This is a genomic window from Micromonospora sp. NPDC005553 (assembly GCF_042871765.1).
Classification (GTDB): Bacteria; Actinomycetota; Actinomycetes; order Mycobacteriales; family Micromonosporaceae; genus Micromonospora.
The window spans coordinates 414716-431863 of the sequence record NZ_JBIAJD010000005.1; the positions used below are offsets into that span (position 1 = coordinate 414716).

A 17148-nucleotide genomic window follows, 5' to 3' on the forward strand; every position below is an offset into this window, starting at 1 on the left:
AACGTTATACAGGTGATGATGGATGTCAATATTTTGCCGCCGCTGGCGCGTGGAGATCCCACCGACATCCGTCGCTGACGCCCGTCCCCCGTCAATGACCACCCGATGCCCACCACCCACGCGCTTCGGGCCTGGCTGCACCGCCCGCGGCGACTCGCCCCCCGGAGACGGCATGACACGTCACGTCCCCATCCGCCCCGCCCTGCCACTGCTGCTCATCCTCACCCTGGTCGCCGGCGTCCTCACCGCGCCCACCTCGCCGGCGTACGCCGCACCGGCCAAGACGCCACCACTGACCACCCCCTGGACCAGCCAGGCCCTGACCGGCACCCCACTGCCCGAGTACCCGCGACCCCAGATGACGCGGCCGGACTGGCTCAACCTCAACGGCGAGTGGCAGCTACGCCAGTCGACGACCGACGACGCGCCGCAGTTCGGCACCAACCTGCCCGAGCGGGTCAACGTGCCGTTCCCGGTGGAGAGCGCCCTGTCGGGCATCCAGCGGGCCGCCAACGACAACCGCAACTACCTGTTCTATCGACGCACCGTCACCATCCCGGCGAACTGGTCGGGTCGGCGCACCCTGCTGCACTTCGGCGCCGTCGACTGGCAGAGCACCGTCTGGGTCAACGGTGTCCGCGTCGGCGCGCACACCGGCGGCTACGACGCCTTCACCTTCGACGTGACGCCCCAGCTCACCGCCGGAACGAACGAGATCGTCGTCAAGGTCTGGGACCCCACCGACACCCGGCAGAACGGGAGCCTGCCCGCCATCGGCAAGCAGACCAAGACACCCAGCGGGATCTTTTACACCCCCAGCTCCGGCATCTGGCAGACGGTGTGGATGGAGCCGGTGCCCGCCGCCTCGATCAGCAGCGTGGACGTCTACCCGAACCTGAGCAACAACACAGTGCGCGTTCGGGTCTTCACCCGGGGCGACGTGAGCGGCCACACCGTGCTCGCCGAGGCGCTGAACGGCACCACAGTGGTTGGCTCGGCCACCGGCGGCTTCACCGACTTCAGCGTGCCGGTGCCCAACGCCCGCCGCTGGTCACCCGACGACCCGTTCCTCTACAACCTCCGGGTGACAGTGCGCGGCACCACCGGCGCCACAGTGGACCGGACGACGCACTACTTCGGCATGCGGGAGATCACCACCGGCCTGGTCAACGGGGTGCTGCGTCCCAAGCTCAACGGCCAGTTCGTGTTCCAGGTCGGCACCCTCGACCAGGGCTTCTGGCCGGACGGGCTCTACACCGCGCCCACCGACGCCGCCCTCGCCTTCGACCTGCAGAAACACAAGGACCTGGGCTTCAACATGGTGCGCAAGCACATCAAGGTCGAGCCGCAGCGCTGGTTCTACCACGCCGACCGGCTCGGACTGTTGGTCTGGCAGGACATCCCGTCGCTGACGGCACAGGACGTCAACCCCACCGACGCCCAGCAGGCGCAGTTCGAGGCCGAGGCACGCGAGATCGTCGACGAGCACCGCAGCTCACCCGCCGTGATCGCGTACACGCCCTACAACGAGGGCTGGGGCGAGCGGTCCCTCGCCGACACCCGACGGGTCGCACAGAACATCAAGAACCAGGACCCGACCCGTCTGGTCAACCCGCACAGCGGCCACAACTGCTGCCAGTCCCTCGGCAACCCCGGCAACGGCGACATCGACGACTGGCACGTCTACCTCGGCCCGGACTCGCCCGTACCGTCGAGCAGCCGGATCGCGGTGCTCGGCGAGTTCGGCGGCCTGGGACTGCACACGCCGGGCCACGAGTACAGCCCGAGCGGCAGCTTCTTCGCCTACGAGTGGCAGTCCAGCTCGACCGCCCTGACCGACCGGTACGTGGGGCTGGTGCAGGGCACCCAGAACCTGATGCTCGGCAAGGGGCTCAGCGCCTCGATCTACACCGAGATCACCGACCTGGAGGGTGAGCTGAACGGGTTCATCACCTACGACCGCCAGGTGATCAAAATGGACCAGGCGCGGGTACGCGCCGCCAACACCGCCCTGATCAACGCCTCGAAGACCATCGGCAGTTCGGCACCCGTCGCCCTGCCCGTCAACACCCGCCGGTCGTTGCAGGTGACCACGCCCGGCTTCACCAACCGCTACCTACGCCACCAGGACAGCCTGGCCTACACAGAGGTGGTCGACGCCGCAAGCTCCGGCCTGCTCAAGGCCGACGCCACGTACACCATCAGGCCCGGTCTGGCCGGTTCCGGTTGCTTCTCGTTCGAGTCGGTCAACTTTCCCGGGCAGTACCTGCGCCACCAGAACTCCCGGGTCCGCAACTCGCCGGACGACGGCTCCGCGCTGCTGCGCGCCGACGCCACCTGGTGCGCCCGCACCGGGCTGACCGGCACCGGCGTGTCGCTGGAGTCGTACAACTTCCGGGGTAGGTACCTGCGGCACTACAACGCGGAGGTCTGGCTGAGCAACGGCGCCGGCGGCGACGCGTACAACACGCCGACGTCGTGGACCGCCGACAGCACATGGAACATCGCCACCCCGTGGGCGCCCTGACCGCTGGGCGCTGACCGGGCCGTCACGATGAAAGAAGGGCGGGGGTTCCGGCGTGGACCGGAACCCCCGCGAGGCGTGGGCGGTGTCGCGGGCCGACTCCGCCGACCGATTTCATCAGCGTCAGGGTCTTCGGCAGCGGTCGGTGACCGGACCCCGGCGTCACTCCTCGCCTCGGGTGTCGTTTCCCCGATCATGAGCGAAAGCGGCGAGTTGATTGCACCCCCGGCCGGGTCGACTTCAGGGCAAAGACCGAGCCGCAACTTGCATCCGGCCAGATTCACTCGGCTGTTGCAACACGCAATTATGCCGACCAATAAATAGACGATAACCAATCTTGACTTGTACGGTCACCCAGCGCACCGTAAAGAGTCAGAGGCAGATGCACGCCATTATCGGCCCGGCTGAAGTGGATCGCCAATGGGGCGCTGCCGGTTTCGCGCCGCGTGCAACCAGGAGGCTTTCCATGCGGTTGAATCCGTTTACCGGGGTCTATCTCGCCGATCCGGCAAGCACGTGGCGGCGCATTCTCGACGATCCCGCCGGGGTGCACTACGCCGAGGATCTGGGCCTGTGGCTGATCAGCCGGCACGCGGACGTCCGACGGGCCCTCGCCGACGCCACGACATTCGCCAACGCCCTCACCCTCGCCCCGGTCTACGAGGTGTGTCCACCGGCGCTGAACGTCATCACGCAGATCGACGCGCCACCCACGACGGCCGCGGCGGACCCACCGACACACCCGCGTACCCGGCGGGCCCTACGGGCGACCTTCGCGAACACCGCCGAGCGGGTCGAGGCAGAGTACGGCGGGATCATCCGACGCCGGGTCGACCAGCTGGTGTCCCGTCTCGCCGCCCGCCAGGGCGACCAGGTCGACCTGATCCCGGAGTTCGCGACCGAGCTCCCCCTGCTGGTGGTCCTGGACATCCTCGGGGTGCCCGACGCCGACATCGGACGGATCCGGAGTTGGGCGGACGGGCAGATCGCCCTCATCTGGGGGCAGCCGGACCCGGCCGAGCAGGTACGCCTGGCCCAGGGCCTGCTGGAGTTCTGGCACTACTGCGAGGACCTGGTCCGCCAGCGGGTGGACAGTGGACACCGGGGCGAGGACTTCATCAGCCGCGCGCTGGACTACCGGGACGACGACGACAGTGTGCTGACGGTGCCCGAGGTGGCGAGCCTCGCCTTCAACCTCCTGGTCGCGGGCCACGAGACCACCGCCGGCTTGCTCGCGCATGCCCTCGACCAGGCCCTCTCCGCTCCCCAGCGCTGGTCGGCGATCACCGCGGACCCGGGGCTCGTCCCCGCCTTCGTGGGTGAGACGCTCCGGTTCGCGCCCGCCATCGACGGCTGGCTGCGGGTGACCACCCGCGATGTCACGGTGGGGACGGTGACGATCCCCGCCGGGGAGCGTTGCCTGCTGTTGATCGGCGCGGCGAACCGGGACCCGGCGGCGTTCCATGATCCGGATCGGTTCGACCCACACCGGGCCGATGTGGGTAATCACCTGTCGTTCGGCCACGGTCCACATTTCTGCATCGGCGCGGGACTGGCGCGACTTGAAGCCGTAATCGCCCTCAGTCGGCTCGCCGAAGCCATTCCCGAGCTGAGGTTGTCACCGGAGCAACATCGGTCGTACAAACCCAATGTCGCGTTTCGTGCGCACCGCACGCTGCTCGCGATAATCGACGTCCCGGCGCCCACCGACGTGCCGGCGGCACGGAACGGCGCGACGGCCGAAGTGCGCGCGGGCTGAGCGGGCACCGGCTCCAGCGGTGCTGACCTGCGGACGGGTCGAGGGTGGGGTGGGTCGGCGTCGGCCCGTTTCACCCGGCGCGCCTCAGCGCCGGCACCGGGTCCGGCGAGAATCTTTCCGGCTTTTCCCGACGATCCATGCCGGTGAACGTCTTCACACCCATCGCTTCCTGGGTTAAGAATTGCCCTCTGTGAATGTTCGGCTCATCGGCCAATCTCGATCTGGCGTCCGCCGCTGAATGTCCGTTCCACGAAGGTGAGCGCATGGAGCACACGTCCCCGTCGAGCTCGGCCCACTCTGCGGCCAGTCAGCGGTTCCGACGGGAGTTGCGCGACTGCCGCGTCCAACGGGGTCTGACCCAACGAGCCCTGGCGGACCTGGTGCGGTTCAGCCGGGAGACGGTCGCGGCGGTCGAGTCAGGTCGCCGGTTCGGCAGTCACGAGTTCGCCCTGCGCTGCGACGACGTGCTCGGCACCGGCGGCCAGTTGGCCGCGCTGTGGCCGCAGGTCGCGGCCGAGCAGTTGGCGGCCGACGGTCGCCGAGGCCCCCGCGCCCCGGAGCCGGCTCGACTGGATCAGCAGGTGCCGCGCCAGCGCGGCCGGCGCGACGCGCGCGACCCGGGCGCCGTGGTGGACGCCATCGACGAGCTGCGTGAGCTGATCGGCCAGGTGCTCAACGGTCAACCCGAACCGGATGAACCGGAGCGGCGGCACCCGTCGGCCGAACCCCTCGACAACCAGCGCTGACCCGACGAGCCAACTCGACCTCGCGGCGTCACCGGCCGCTGACGTTGGGTACAGATGCTGGTACGGGCAGTTTGTACCACGGCCAGGTCTGGTCTATGAGCGCGGCTTCCGGCCGAATGAGACTTGCATTCGGCAACGTGCGGATAGACCGTCATCGAAGTCGTGGGAGTCAATCTTGGCGTCGAGCACCCGGTCCCACGCGGCCAGACCCTACCCGACCCGCCGACGCGGTTGGAAGATAGCCGGCCGGATGCGGCTCATCGTCGCGGCCCCGCTCGTCGCCGTGATCGGCTTCGCCGGTCTCGCACTGACCGAGAGCGCACGCCAGACGGCCCGCGCCAGCGACCTGCAGATCCTGGCCCAGGTCGGTGCCGAGGCCGGCGACCTGGCCTACCGTCTGCAACGCGAACGCATCGCCGCCGCCGACCTGCTCACCTACGCCCGGCCGGAGCAGCAGGACACCTTCGGCGTGGAGATGGCCGCCACCGATGATGCCGTCGCCCGCTACCGCGGGCAGCGTGACCGACTGGCCACCGACAACGGCACCAGCTCGGCTCTCCTGCGGCGCATCGACGCCGCCCTGGACGGCCTCGCCCCGCTGCGCACCCAGGTGCGCACCGCCACGCACGCGTCGGTGTCGGCGATGACCTTCAGCTACCGCATCGCGATCGCCGACCTCATCAGCTTTCGGGAGAACGTCTCACACGGCGTGGTGGACGCCCCACTCGCCGACGGGATCCGGGCCTCGGCGGCGCTGTCGAAGACGGCCGAGGCCATCGGTCAGCAACAGGTGGCCGTGCTGCGCGCCGTCGCGGGCGGCGAACTGACCCCGGCCATGCAGCAGGACATCACCGCCGCCCGCACCAGCTACACCGAGTCGAGCCTGTCGTTCCTGGCCCTGGCACCACCCGACTGGAGCATCTGGTGGGAGCAGGCCGGCACCGGCAAGGAGGCGCTGGCCCTGCAACGGATGCAGGACGAGGTGGCCCGGGCCCAGCCGGGGTCGCAACTGAAACTGGAAACCGACGACTGGGTGTCCACCACCCAGACGCGCGCCGCCCGGCTGGCCGACCTGCGCGCCCGGGTCGACAACGCGGTCCGCGACGACGTTCGGGCCGCGCACGCCGACCAGCGCCGCCGCGCCGTCGCCGAGGCGGCCAGCGTTCTCCTGGCCCTGATCCTGACCGCGTTGGTGACCTGGGCCGTCGCTCGGCAGATCACCCGACGGCTGCGCCGGCTGCGGGACGCCGCCAACGCCGTTGCCTTCGAACAGCTCCCCGCCGTGGTGGCCCAGCTCCAACAGCCTGGCAGCGCCGCCGTCGACCCACACAAGCTGGCCCACCAGCAGTCCAGTGCCGCCCTCGAACCGTCCAGCGACGACGAGATCGGCGAACTGGGGCAGGCGTTCAGCGCCGTGCACCAGGCCGCCGTGCGGACCGCCGCCGAACAGGCCGTCATGCGCGCCAACACCGCCGACATCTTCATCCACCTGAGCCGCCGCGAACAGCGACTGGTCGACGCCGTCCTGGCCCAGGTCGACCTGGTCGAGCGGGACGAAACCGACCCCGACCGGCTCGACCAGCTGTACACACTGGACAACCTGGCGACCCGGATGGGCCGGATCAACGCCAGCCTGCTGGTGCTCGGCGGTGTCGGCGTGGGGCGCGTACGCCAGCGCGACGTTCCGCTTCAGCAGGTGCTCCAGGCAGCGCTGTCCCAGATCGAGCACTACGCACGGGTCCGACTCGGCATGATCGACGGGGACGTCGCGGTGGCCGCCAAGACCGTCGACGAGGTCGTGCACCTGCTCGCCGAACTCATGGACAACGCCACGACGTACTCGCCGCCGGGCAGCGAGACCTGGGTGAGCGGCCGAAGCCTGGGAGACCGCGTCATCGTCCAGATCAGCGACGAGGGCGTGGGGCTGTCCACGCAGCGGATGCAGCAACTCAACGAACTTCTGGCGCACCCGCCGGCCATCGACGTGGCCGCCGTACGGGCGATGGGGCTGGTCGTCGTGGGCCAGCTCGCGGCGCGGCTGGGCGTCACCGTCCAACTGCGACGCGGCCCCCGACGCGGGATCCTCGCCGAGGCGACACTGCCCGCGGCGATCATCCGGTCGCTGCCACCGGAGGAGTATCTGCTCGCACCCGGCCGGCTGTCGCGGCGGGCAGCTCGCACACCCAGCCCGCCGCCGCCGTACCAGCCGCGCCCCGAGCCCACCGCCGGCCGCCCTCCGACCGAACGGACCCTGCCGGCCGCGCCGGTCTTCCGACCGGCTCCCCCACCGCCGGACCGGGGTGACGCGCCCACCGAGGAGCTGCTCATCTTCGAACAGGTCAACCACTGGTTCCAGAACGACGTTGTCGACGGCCAGAACGGTCAGAACGGCCAGCAGTGGTCCAGCCCCGCCGACGACGCCTGGCGTACCGCCGCCCAGGCCCACACCCCCGAGGTCGCCACGACCACCAACTCCGGCCTGCCCAAACGCCAGCCGCAACGGCACCTCGTGCCCGGCGGTGTGACAGTGCCCCAGCAGCAGCAACGGTCCGAGTACCGCGACCCGGCGCAGGTGGCCACGGCGATGGCCGCGTACGCGCGGGGCGTGGCCAACCGACGGCGCACCCCGATCAACCTCGGTAACAAATGACGCGACAGGAGAGCACGTGACCGACCAACAGGATCTCGGCTGGCTGCTGGACAATTTCGCGGCGCGCGCGACCGAGGTCAGCCACGCGATCGCCATTTCCAGCGACGGCCTGATGGTGGCCGCCACCCGCGACCTGCCACCGGACCGGGCCGACCAGTTGGCCGCCACGGGTAGCGGGCTGGTGAGCCTGCTGCGGGGGGCGGCGGCCTTCTTCGACGCCGGCGCGGTGATCTCGAACGTCACCCAGCTCGAGGGCGGGTTCATGTTCTCCATGGCCTTCAACGACGGCGCCTCGCTGCTGGTGCTCGCCGCGCCCGAGTGTGACGTGGGCAAGGTCTCCTACGAGATGACCGAACTGGCCAACCGCATCGGGGACGCGCTGACCCCCGCTGCCCGGGCGGCGCTCGCCCGCAGCCGCTGACCACCCCGGCGCCCCCACGCCGGAGACCACTTCCCCTTCCTCTGGAGTTAGACATGCCTCTCACCACGCCTTGGCGCAGCCGTGCCCTCACCGCCGCGCTGCTCGCCGCCGTGCTGACCACCAGCACCGCCTGCGGCGACGACGCTCCGGGCACGAGCGCCGGCGGCTCGATAAAGATCGGCCTGCTCGCGTCGCTGTCCGGGACGTACCAGGCTGTTGGCACGGAGATCCGCGACGGCTTCCAGCTCTACCTGGACACCCACGACGGCAAGTTGGGCGGCCGGCAGGTCGACCTCGTCGTCGCGGACGAGGGCAACGGCGCGCAGACCGCCGTCCCGGCGGCGACCAAGCTGCTCAAGCAGGACCGGGTGTCCGCGCTCACCGGCATCGTCGGTGGCGGCTCGGTCGCCGGCGTCACCCCTCTGCTCAACGAGACGAAGGTGCCACTGGTCGGCTCCAACGGCCGGCCGGAGCTCAAGGACGTCTCCCGGGTCTGGCACACCTCGTACCTCTCCGACGAGCCCGGGGCGGCGATCGCCCAGCACGTCCGCGACAACGTCAAGGGCTCCGTGTACGCGATCGGCCCGGACTACCAGGGCGGTTGGGACGAGCTGCGCGGCTTCACCGACGCCTTCGGCAAGATCGGCGGGAAGCTCGCGAACGCCGACGGCAAGACGACCTTCACTCCCTTCCCGGCCACCACCAACTTCCTGCCGTACTTCGCCCGCATCAAGGCCTCCGGCGCGGCGGCCGTCTACACCTTCTACGCCGGCAGCGCCGCCGTCGACTTCGTGAAGCAGTACGCCCAGTCCGAGATCAAGGACATCCCGTTGTACGCGGCCGGGTTCCTCACCGAGGGCGGCGTGCTCAACGCGCAGGGCGAGGCCGCCCGGGACATCTACTCGGTGCTCAACTACTCGCCCGACCTCGACAACGCGGAGAACCGCGCCTTCGTGGCCGCGTGGAAGGCGAAGCACGACGGTTCGCCGACGACCTACGCGCTGGCCTCGTACGACGCGGCGGCGGTGCTCGACCGGGCGATCGGCGCGGCCGGAAACGACCCGACCCCCGAGGCCATCAACGCGGCTATCGGCCAACTCGGCCAGATCGCCAGCCCGCGTGGCACCTGGCAGTTCTCCACCGCCACGCACTCTCCCGTGCAGAAGTGGTACCTGCGGCAGGTCCGCCAGGACGGCCGGGCGCTGTCCAACACCGTCGTGGGCGACCTCGCGACCGTCGGCCGGTGATAGTGGTGGCGGCCGGCACGAACCGGATCGACCCGTACCTGATCCCGGCGTTGGACGGAGTCGCCTACGGGCTGCTCGTGTTCGTCGCCGCCTCGGGCCTGGTCTTCTGTTTCGGCGTCGCCAACATCCTCAACCTGGCGCACGGCCTGCTCTACGCGATCGGCGGGTACACCGCCGCGGCGCTGCTCGACGGCGGCTGGGCGAGCCTGGCGTTGGCGCTGACCGTCGGTCTGCTGGCCGCCGCCGCGGCGGGGGTGCTCCTGGCCGGCCTGCTCACACCGGTCGCCACCGGCAATCACCTGAGTCAGGCGCTGCTGACGTTCGGAGTGGCGCTGGCCGGCGGCAGCCTGCTCGTCGCCGGCTTCGGGCCGGACAACCCGCAGGTCCAGGTGCCCGCAGCCCTGGAGGGGTCGGTGATGGTCGCCGGTCACCGCTACGCCGCGTACCGGTTGGTCTTCATCGTCGTCGCGGCGGTGCTCGCCGCCGCCCTCTACCTGGTGGTGCGACGCACCAGGGCCGGAATGCTGGTCCGGGCGGCGGTCGACGACCCGGAGATGGTCGCCTGTCTGGGCGTGAGTCCGGCACGGATCCGGGCCGGTGTGCTCGCCGCCGCCGGCGCGCTGGCCGGCGCGGCCGGAGTCCTGGGCGCGCCCATCATCGGCCCCGGCACCGGCACCGCCGACACGGTGCTGCTGCTCTCCCTGGTGGTGGTCGTCCTCGGTGGTCTCGGGTCGATGGCGGGCACCCTGCTGGCCGCGCTCGCGATCGGCGAGATCCAGACGTTGGGAGTGGCGCTGCTGCCGTCCGCCGCACCGTTTCTGCTGTTCGCCGCCATGGCGGCCGTGCTGGCCGTACGGGCGCGTGGCCTGGCCGGCAGGTGGAGGGCGGCATGAGGGGCGAGGTGATCCGGCGAGTTCGAGGTGGCATCGCGGCGCTCGTCCTGGTGGGGCTGGTCGTGGCGCCCTGGGTGGTCGACGACTACACCACGGCGATCCTCGCCCGGACGCTGGCGCTGGCAGTGGTCGGGGTGAGCGTGGCCCTGCTCACCGGCGTCGCCGGCATGCCCACCCTCGGCCAGACCGCGCCGTACGCGGCCGGCGCATACGCCTGCGCCGTGGTCGGCAGCCGGGTCTCCGACGTCGGCGTCGTGCAGCTCGTCGTCGCGGCGGCCGCCGGGGCGCTGCTGGCCGCGCTCACCGTGCCGCTCGTCGTGCACGCCCGCGGGGTGATCGTCCTGATGATCACCCTGGCCATCGGTGAACTCGTCGTCATCGTCCTGGGGCGGTGGCGGTCGGTGACCGGTGGCACGGACGGGCTGGCCGGCATCCCCGCGGTCCGCCCGTTCTGGGGGCTCCCGCCCCTGGCCAACGACCAGGCCCGTTACCTGTACGCCCTGGTCGTCGTGGCCACGCTGGTCGGCGCGGTGCTGGTGCTGCTGCGTACCCGGTCGGGGTTGGTGCTGCGTGCCGGCCGCGACGACGAGACGCGGTTGCGGGCCAGCGGTCACCGGGTGGCGTTGCACCTGTCCGGCGCGCACATCGCCGCCGGGGCGATCGCCGGCGCCGCCGGCTCGCTCCTGGTCGTCGCCCAGCAGTACATCTCCCCCGCCGACTTCGGCTTCGACACGTCAGCGCTGCTGCTGCTCGGTGTCGTCATCGGTGGCACCGCCTCGGTGGGTGGCGCTCTGGTGGGTGCGGCGTTGGTCATCGCCGTCCGGGACTGGCTGTTCGGGGTGCTGCCCGGCCATGCGCCACTGGTGCTCGGCGCGCTGTTCGTGGCGACTGTCTACCTGCTGCCCACCGGTGTCAACCGGGCCCGGGGTCGGCTGCGCCCACCGGGCGCCGCGACGCCACAGCCGGACCAGCCAGCCGCCCATGACCAGGCCGACGTTGCGGAGCTGCACCGATGACCGGCCTGCTGGAAGCCCAGAAAATCAGCGTGCGGTACGGCTCTCTCGCCGCACTCGACGGCGTGGACCTGTGCATCCACGACGGCCAGCGGCACGCGTTGATCGGCCCGAACGGGGCCGGCAAGACGACCCTGCTCAACGTCCTCGGCGGGTCCACCCGGCCGCAACGCGGCACGGTGCGGTTCGACGGACGGGACGTCGGCCGACTCGGCCCGGCGGCCCGGGCCCGGCGGGGCATCAACCGCATCCACCAACGACCCGCGGTCTTCCCGACGCTCACCGCGACGGAGAACGTCGTGGTGGCCGCGCTGCCACGGATCATCCCGGGCGGCCGGTGGTGGCGGGGCGGCCGCCGACGCGCGGCACAGCGCCTGGCCGGCCCGCTGCTGGACCAGATGGGGCTCAGCGCCGTCGCGGCGGTGCCCGCCGGGCACCTCGCCCACGGGCAACGACGCCAGTTGGAGATCGCGATGGCGATGGCCGGCCGCCCCCGCCTGCTGCTCCTCGACGAACCAGCGGCCGGGCTGTCCGCCGTCGAGGTCGGCCGGCTGGTCGAGGTCCTCCAGGCACTGCCCAGGGCGGTCGCCGTGTTACTGGTCGAACACCGACTGGACCTGGTGTACGCCCTCTCCGACACGGTCACGGTGCTGCGCGACGGTCAGACGTTGGCCGCCGGCACACCGGACGAGATCCGTACCTCGCCGCTGGTGCGGCAGGCCTACGCCGACGGGGTGGCCTGATGCTCACTGTGGATCGTCTCTGCGCCGGCTACGGCGGGGGAATCGTCCTGCACGAGGTCAGCCTGCGGGTACGCCCCGGCAGCATCCAGGCCGTGGTGGGCCGCAACGGGGCGGGCAAGAGCACGCTCGTGCACACCATCGCCGGGCTGGTGAGGGCGTCCAGCGGTCGCATCGAGATCGGCGGCGTGCACGTCGCCGGCCGACAACCGCATCGCATCGCCCAGTCCGGCGTCGGTCTCGTCCCGCAGGGCCGACGGGTCTTCTCCCGGCTGACAGTGGCCGAGCACCTGCACCTGGCGGCCGCGCCGTGGCGGGCCCCCACCTCCGGCGGCGAAGGCTGGACGGTCGCCCGCACCCTGGAGTTGCTGCCGAGGCTGGCGGTGCGGCTGCGGCACCGCGGCTGCGAACTCTCCGGTGGCGAGCAGCAGATGCTGGCAATTGCCCGTGCGCTGCTCGGCCAACCCCGGGTGCTGCTGCTCGACGAACCATGTGAGGGGCTCTCGCCCGATCTGGCGGCGCGGGTCCGCGACCTCGTCAACGGTCTCGCCGCCGACGGCCTGACAGTGCTGCTCGTGGAGCAGCAACTCCAGTACGCCATCGAGCTCGCGGACCGGGTGGCGGTGCTGGAGTACGGCCGGGTGGTCTACGACCGGCCGACCGCGGAGGCCCGCCGCGATCCGGCCCCACTGGCGGCGATGTTGAGCGTCGCCGCCGTTGCGCCGCCCCCGGCCAACCGGGCGACCCCTCGGCTCTGGGCCGACACCCCGTAGTCACCCGACCCTTCTCGAGTCACCCGACCCTTCACGGAGAGGTAGACACCGATGACAACCGCTGCACGCGATGACACGTACACATTCGACAACGGCGCGCCGGACGCCGTTCCCCAGATGCACGCGCTGGAGTCCTTCCTGGACCCGATCACGACGCGTCGGCTGGCCCGCCCGGTGCTGGAGCCCGGCGCGACCTGCTGGGAGGTCGGGGCCGGTGGCGGCTCGATGGCCCGGCGGATGGCCCGCGCGGTCGGCGACGACGGGCACGTGCTGGCCACCGACATCGACCCGACACACCTGGTGGCCGAGGGCAACCTGCACGTACGCCAGCACGACGTGCGCACCGAACCGCCACCCGGGGACGCGTTCGACCTGATTCACGCCCGGCTGGTGCTGCTGCACCTTCCCGATCGACGACGGGTCCTGCGTACCCTCACCGGCGCGCTGGCGCCCGGCGGGTGGCTGGTGGTCGAGGAGTTCGACTGCACCGCGCCGCAGCGGGTGTTGACCGCGCCCAGCGACGACGCCGCGAAGCTCTTCGCGCAGGTCATGGACGCCATGATGGGTGTCCTGGAGGACCACGGCGCCGACCTGGGATGGGCGCAGGACGTCCACACCGAGATGGCCCTCGCCGGTCTGACCGACCTGGACACCATCACCCACTCGCAGAGCTGGGCCGGCGGCTCGACCGGAACATCGCTCTACGAGACCAACTCCCGCCAGTTGGAACCGGACCTGCTGGCTGCCGGGCTGTCGCCCCAGCAACTCAACGCCTTCCGACGGCTGCTCCGTGACCCCGGGTTCGCCGTCATGTCGTACCACTTCGTCTCCACGCGGGGCCGCCTGCCGAGCTGAGCACGCGGACCACCGCGCGGAGCGCGGTCACGCCGTCCGTACCTCTCCCGTGCGCAGCACCTCCCCCCGCTTCGCCCCGGACAGCTCTACGACGGCGCCGACCGCACCGGCCGGGCTCCCCCACCAGGGAGCCCGGCCGCCCCCCGCCCTCACGCCCCCCCGCCCTCACGCCCCGCACCCCGCACCCCGCACCCCGCGCCCCACGCCCCACGCCCCACGCCCCGCGCCCCGCGCCCCGCGCCCCGCGCCCCGCGCCGATCTTGCAGTTTCGGTTGCCGAAACGCGTGGAACGACCCCTATGTCACGACAGAAAGTGCAAGATCGCGGCATGGGGGCGGTCCCGGCCCGTCGATCATGGAGTTGTGGTGCCTGAGTTGTTGCTGTTCACGGCTTTTGTTGACCACCACAAGTCCATGATCGACGACGGCGGGGCGGCTTATCGGACCGCGACGCGATGCGACGGTGGTCCAGACCGCCCCGGCTCAGCGCGGAACGGTCTCCTGGTCGGCCAGCACAATAAGGTCGTCGGGGCGGGCCGACAGCGGCGCCGTCGCTCCGTCGAGCCACACCAGATAGCCCACCGGCGGACCGGACGAACCCCAGCGAGCACCGATGATCGTGGCTGACCGCCCGTCGTGCGGTGTCGTGAGCAGGCGTACGCGGGTGCCCGGCGCGTGTCCGTCGTCGGCGACTATCAGCAGCGCGTCGAGGATCTGCCGGACCCCGGCGACGGGCAACCCCGGAACGTACGGCTCGCCCGCGTGTCCCAGACGCGGGGTCATCATCGTGCCCAACAGCGCGCTCTGCCGGATCGCCTCCTGGCGGACCTGCCCGTCCACGCTGCGTCCGGCCACGGTCAGCGCATTCTGGATGCGCGACCAGAGGGCCAGTGGCTCCTGGTCGAGCAGGCGGCGGGCCTCCCTGTCGACTTCGGCGCAAGCCGTGTCGAGTGCGGTGTCCTCGCCGAGTTCGGCGATCCAGGCCAGGTCGCCCACCTCCGGCAGCAACCCCGGCGACTCGGCCACGATCACGATGTACAGCATCGCGAGCAGTTCCTCGCGGCCCTCGCCGTGATAGAGCGAGCCGACCCCGCTGCCGGTACGCCCGCGGCTGGGCGGGAACCGCTCGACGAGGTGCCGCGCACGCCCATGAGGCAGGGCCGCGGCCCGCCTGGTGTCCGACACCCGCTCCTCGAACGACCGCCGCTCACGGCGTTCGACGAGCAGCTGGCGATGCGGGTCGAACCCGATCGGATAGATCGTCCGCCCGTACCTGGAAAGGGTTTCGCCGGGCCGAAGGCCGACCGACTCAAGCTGCCGGGCCGCCTCCGAGTAGGCAACGCCAGCCCGCGCTGCGTGCTCCCGGATGGCGCGTTTGCGGGCGCGTCCCGGGGCCGGGGTCCGTCGGGGGGTGGGATCAGACATGACGCCTCCGGTGCAGCCCCACGCACTCCACCGAACGGACGGCGTGACCGGCACGCCGAGAGTCGACACATCGGCGCGGAGTCGGAGACTCTTGGCCCCAAGCATGTGGTCGGGCGTGGGCCACCACATCGGGCGCTGGCAGGCGCTCTGCCGTGGCCAGCATATCGTGACGCCGGCCGTCGGTGTGGACGCGCACACCCTGGCCGCCCTCCCCCTCGACGACTGCGGTGTCAGCCCGTGTCAGCCGATGTCGGTGGCGTGTCGGGGCGGTGTCGGCGGGCCCGCGCATGCTGTACGCATGACAGCTGACCTGGTGATCGAGGCCGAGGGCCTCGTGAAGACGTTCGGGAAGACGAGGGCGCTGCAGGGCGTGGACCTCGCCGTGCCCCGGGGGACGGTGCTCGGGGTGCTCGGCCCCAACGGCGCCGGTAAGACGACCGCCGTTCGCATCCTCTCCACCCTGCTGACCCCGGACGGCGGAACCGCCCGGATCGGTGGTTTCGACGTGGTGCGGGACGCCGAACGCGTTCGGCAGAGCATCGGACTGACCGGCCAGTACGCCTCGGTCGACGAGGACCTGACCGGTCGGCAGAACCTGGAGCTGTTCGGCACCCTGCTGGAGCTGGGGCGCAGCGGCGCCCGGCGGCGGGCCGCCGAGCTGCTCGACTGGTTCGACCTGACCGATGCCGCGAACCGTCAGGCCAAGACCTACTCCGGTGGCATGCGGCGACGGCTGGACCTGGCCGCCAGCCTCGTCGGCTCGCCCGACGTGATCTTCCTGGACGAGCCGACGACCGGGCTCGACCCGGCCAAACGCGAGGACATGTGGGGCGTGGTCCGAACGCTTGTCAGCAACGGCTCGACGGTGCTGCTCACCACGCAGTACCTGGAGGAGGCCGACGCGCTCGCCGACGCGATCACGGTGATCGACCACGGCCGGGTGATCGCACACGACACACCCGACGGGCTCAAGCGGGTGGTCGGCGGGCAGACCCTGGAGGTCCGGCCGTCCGACCCGGCGCACCTGCCGCGTACCGCGGAGATCCTGACCCAGGTCGGCTCCGGCGCGCAGGCCGACGAGATCCGCAAGGGCGTCCTCGCGGTGCCGGTCACCGACGACGCGGCCCTGACCGAGAGCGTCGCGCGCTTCGCCACGGCCGGCATCGCGGTCACCGAACTCTCCCTGCACCTGCCGAGCCTCGACGAGGTGTTCTTCACCCTCACCGGGCGTACGGCATCGGAAGACGACACCACCCGCCCCACGGAGGTCGCGGCATGAGCACTCTGACCGACGCACCACCCACCCGGAACCGGGCGCTGTCGACGATCACCGCGCACCCGCGACCGTTTCGACTGGTCCGGCACTCGTTGGCACTCGCCAAACGCAGCCTCATCAAGACCTGGCGTACGCCCGAGGCGCTCATCGACGTCACCCTGCAACCGGTGCTGTTCCTCATCATCTTCGTGTACGTCTTCGGCGGCGCGGTCGCCGGCTCGACCCACGACTACCTGCAGTTCCTGCTGCCCGGCATCCTGGCGCAGACGATCGCGACCGGCGCCATCGCGATCGGCGTCAACCTCAACACCGACATCGCCAAGGGCATCTTCGACCGGTTCCGGTCGTTGCCGATCCCCCGCTCCGCCCCACTGGTCGGCGCGGTCCTCGGCGACGTCGTCCGGTACGTGATCGTCACCGTGTCGACCCTCGCGATCGGCTACGTGATGGGTTTCCGGATCGAGACCGACGTGTTCCGGGCCATCGCAGGGTGTCTGCTCGCGGTACTGTTCGCGCTCTGCCTGAGCTGGCTGCCGGTGCTGGTGTCGATGAAGGTGCGGACCGCGGGTGCCGTGCAGGGTGTGATGTTCGCGTTGATCATGCCGCTGAGCTTCGCGTCCAATGTGTTCGTCGGTGCCGACACGCTGCCGGGCTGGATGCAGGCGTTCGTGGACGTCAACCCGATGACCCACCTGGTGGCGTCGGTGCGCGGGCTGTTCCTCGGCACCCCACTGGACAACCACGTGTGGTGGACGCTCGCCTGGTGCGCCGGCTTCGTCGCGGTGTTCATGCCGCTGGCGCTGCGCGCGTACCGCAAGAAGATCTGA

General features: G+C 70.9%; 14 protein-coding genes. 13 read left to right on the plus strand and 1 reads right to left on the minus strand.

What is annotated here, in order from left to right; translation table 11 throughout:
• Nucleotides 1-172 precede the first annotated feature (172 nt).
• The 11 genes from ACFYPG_RS22775 to ACFYPG_RS22825 all read left to right on the plus strand — a co-directional run bounded on the left by ACFYPG_RS22775 (nucleotide 173) and on the right by ACFYPG_RS22825 (nucleotide 13621).
• A complete protein-coding gene (locus tag ACFYPG_RS22775) occupies nucleotides 173-2527 on the plus strand; it encodes an AbfB domain-containing protein (RefSeq protein ID WP_387353787.1) in 2355 nt (784 codons plus the stop codon).
• A gap of 463 nt (nucleotides 2528-2990) precedes the next feature.
• Nucleotides 2991-4283: a cytochrome P450 gene (locus ACFYPG_RS22780; protein ID WP_387353788.1), complete on the plus strand. Its 1293-nt coding sequence runs from the start codon at nucleotides 2991-2993 to the stop codon at nucleotides 4281-4283.
• 263 nt (nucleotides 4284-4546) lie between these two features.
• Nucleotides 4547-5029 (plus strand): helix-turn-helix transcriptional regulator, encoded by a 483-nt coding sequence (locus tag ACFYPG_RS22785; protein ID WP_355010085.1) that lies wholly within the window; start codon nucleotides 4547-4549, stop codon nucleotides 5027-5029.
• A 250-nt stretch (nucleotides 5030-5279) separates the two neighbouring features.
• Complete coding sequence (locus ACFYPG_RS22790) at nucleotides 5280-7679, plus strand: nitrate- and nitrite sensing domain-containing protein (RefSeq protein WP_387353789.1); 2400 nt, start codon at nucleotides 5280-5282, stop codon at nucleotides 7677-7679.
• Nucleotides 7680-7695: 16 nt separating this feature from the next.
• Complete coding sequence (locus tag ACFYPG_RS22795) at nucleotides 7696-8100, plus strand: roadblock/LC7 domain-containing protein (protein WP_030490280.1); 405 nt, start codon at nucleotides 7696-7698, stop codon at nucleotides 8098-8100.
• Nucleotides 8101-8153: 53 nt separating this feature from the next.
• The gene (locus ACFYPG_RS22800; protein WP_355010083.1) at nucleotides 8154-9347 is read left to right on the plus strand and encodes an ABC transporter substrate-binding protein; all 1194 of its coding nucleotides are present in this window, start codon (nucleotides 8154-8156) and stop codon (nucleotides 9345-9347) included.
• On the plus strand, nucleotides 9344-10240 hold the full coding sequence (locus tag ACFYPG_RS22805; RefSeq protein WP_387353790.1) for a branched-chain amino acid ABC transporter permease: 897 nt from the start codon (nucleotides 9344-9346) through the stop codon (nucleotides 10238-10240). The genes ACFYPG_RS22800 and ACFYPG_RS22805 overlap by 4 nt, the downstream gene beginning before the upstream one ends.
• Nucleotides 10237-11256, plus strand: coding sequence for a branched-chain amino acid ABC transporter permease (locus ACFYPG_RS22810; RefSeq protein ID WP_355010081.1), 1020 nt, complete (start codon nucleotides 10237-10239; stop codon nucleotides 11254-11256). The genes ACFYPG_RS22805 and ACFYPG_RS22810 overlap by 4 nt, the downstream gene beginning before the upstream one ends.
• A complete protein-coding gene (locus ACFYPG_RS22815; RefSeq protein WP_387353791.1) occupies nucleotides 11253-11996 on the plus strand; it encodes an ABC transporter ATP-binding protein in 744 nt (247 codons plus the stop codon). Before ACFYPG_RS22810 ends, ACFYPG_RS22815 begins: the two co-directional genes overlap by 4 nt.
• Entirely contained in the window at nucleotides 11996-12766 is a 771-nt protein-coding gene (locus tag ACFYPG_RS22820; protein WP_387353792.1) for an ABC transporter ATP-binding protein, read from the plus strand. Before ACFYPG_RS22815 ends, ACFYPG_RS22820 begins: the two co-directional genes overlap by 1 nt.
• Before the next feature lie 51 nt (nucleotides 12767-12817).
• Entirely contained in the window at nucleotides 12818-13621 is an 804-nt protein-coding gene (locus ACFYPG_RS22825; RefSeq protein ID WP_387353793.1) for a class I SAM-dependent methyltransferase, read from the plus strand.
• 482 nt (nucleotides 13622-14103) lie between these two features.
• On the opposite strand, the gene ACFYPG_RS22830 is transcribed toward ACFYPG_RS22825, so the two are convergent.
• A complete protein-coding gene (locus tag ACFYPG_RS22830) occupies nucleotides 14104-15045 on the minus strand; it encodes a hypothetical protein (RefSeq protein WP_355010272.1) in 942 nt (313 codons plus the stop codon).
• 298 nt (nucleotides 15046-15343) lie between these two features.
• On the opposite strand from ACFYPG_RS22830, the gene ACFYPG_RS22835 reads away from it, so the two are divergent.
• Together ACFYPG_RS22835 and ACFYPG_RS22840 are read left to right on the plus strand one after the other, a co-directional pair.
• Complete coding sequence (locus ACFYPG_RS22835; RefSeq protein ID WP_355010271.1) at nucleotides 15344-16324, plus strand: ATP-binding cassette domain-containing protein; 981 nt, start codon at nucleotides 15344-15346, stop codon at nucleotides 16322-16324.
• A complete protein-coding gene (locus ACFYPG_RS22840; RefSeq protein ID WP_355010270.1) occupies nucleotides 16321-17148 on the plus strand; it encodes an ABC transporter permease in 828 nt (275 codons plus the stop codon). Before ACFYPG_RS22835 ends, ACFYPG_RS22840 begins: the two co-directional genes overlap by 4 nt.

Bases quoted from the DNA above. Each gene is read 5' to 3' on its own strand.
- ACFYPG_RS22790 (WP_387353789.1), top strand. From the start codon at position 5,280: ATGCGGCTCATCGTCGCGGCCCCGCTCGTCGCCGTGATCGGCTTCGCC.
- ACFYPG_RS22800 (WP_355010083.1), top strand. From the start codon at position 8,154: ATGCCTCTCACCACGCCTTGGCGCAGCCGTGCCCTCACCGCCGCGCTG.
- ACFYPG_RS22815 (WP_387353791.1), top strand. From the start codon at position 11,253: ATGACCGGCCTGCTGGAAGCCCAGAAAATCAGCGTGCGGTACGGCTCT.
- ACFYPG_RS22830 (WP_355010272.1), bottom strand. From the start codon at position 15,045: ATGTCTGATCCCACCCCCCGACGGACCCCGGCCCCGGGACGCGCCCGC.
- ACFYPG_RS22835 (WP_355010271.1), top strand. From the start codon at position 15,344: ATGACAGCTGACCTGGTGATCGAGGCCGAGGGCCTCGTGAAGACGTTC.
- ACFYPG_RS22825 (WP_387353793.1), top strand. From the start codon at position 12,818: ATGACAACCGCTGCACGCGATGACACGTACACATTCGACAACGGCGCG.
- ACFYPG_RS22785 (WP_355010085.1), top strand. From the start codon at position 4,547: ATGGAGCACACGTCCCCGTCGAGCTCGGCCCACTCTGCGGCCAGTCAG.
- ACFYPG_RS22810 (WP_355010081.1), top strand. From the start codon at position 10,237: ATGAGGGGCGAGGTGATCCGGCGAGTTCGAGGTGGCATCGCGGCGCTC.
- ACFYPG_RS22780 (WP_387353788.1), top strand. From the start codon at position 2,991: ATGCGGTTGAATCCGTTTACCGGGGTCTATCTCGCCGATCCGGCAAGC.
- ACFYPG_RS22775 (WP_387353787.1), top strand. From the start codon at position 173: ATGACACGTCACGTCCCCATCCGCCCCGCCCTGCCACTGCTGCTCATC.
- ACFYPG_RS22840 (WP_355010270.1), top strand. From the start codon at position 16,321: ATGAGCACTCTGACCGACGCACCACCCACCCGGAACCGGGCGCTGTCG.
- ACFYPG_RS22820 (WP_387353792.1), top strand. From the start codon at position 11,996: ATGCTCACTGTGGATCGTCTCTGCGCCGGCTACGGCGGGGGAATCGTC.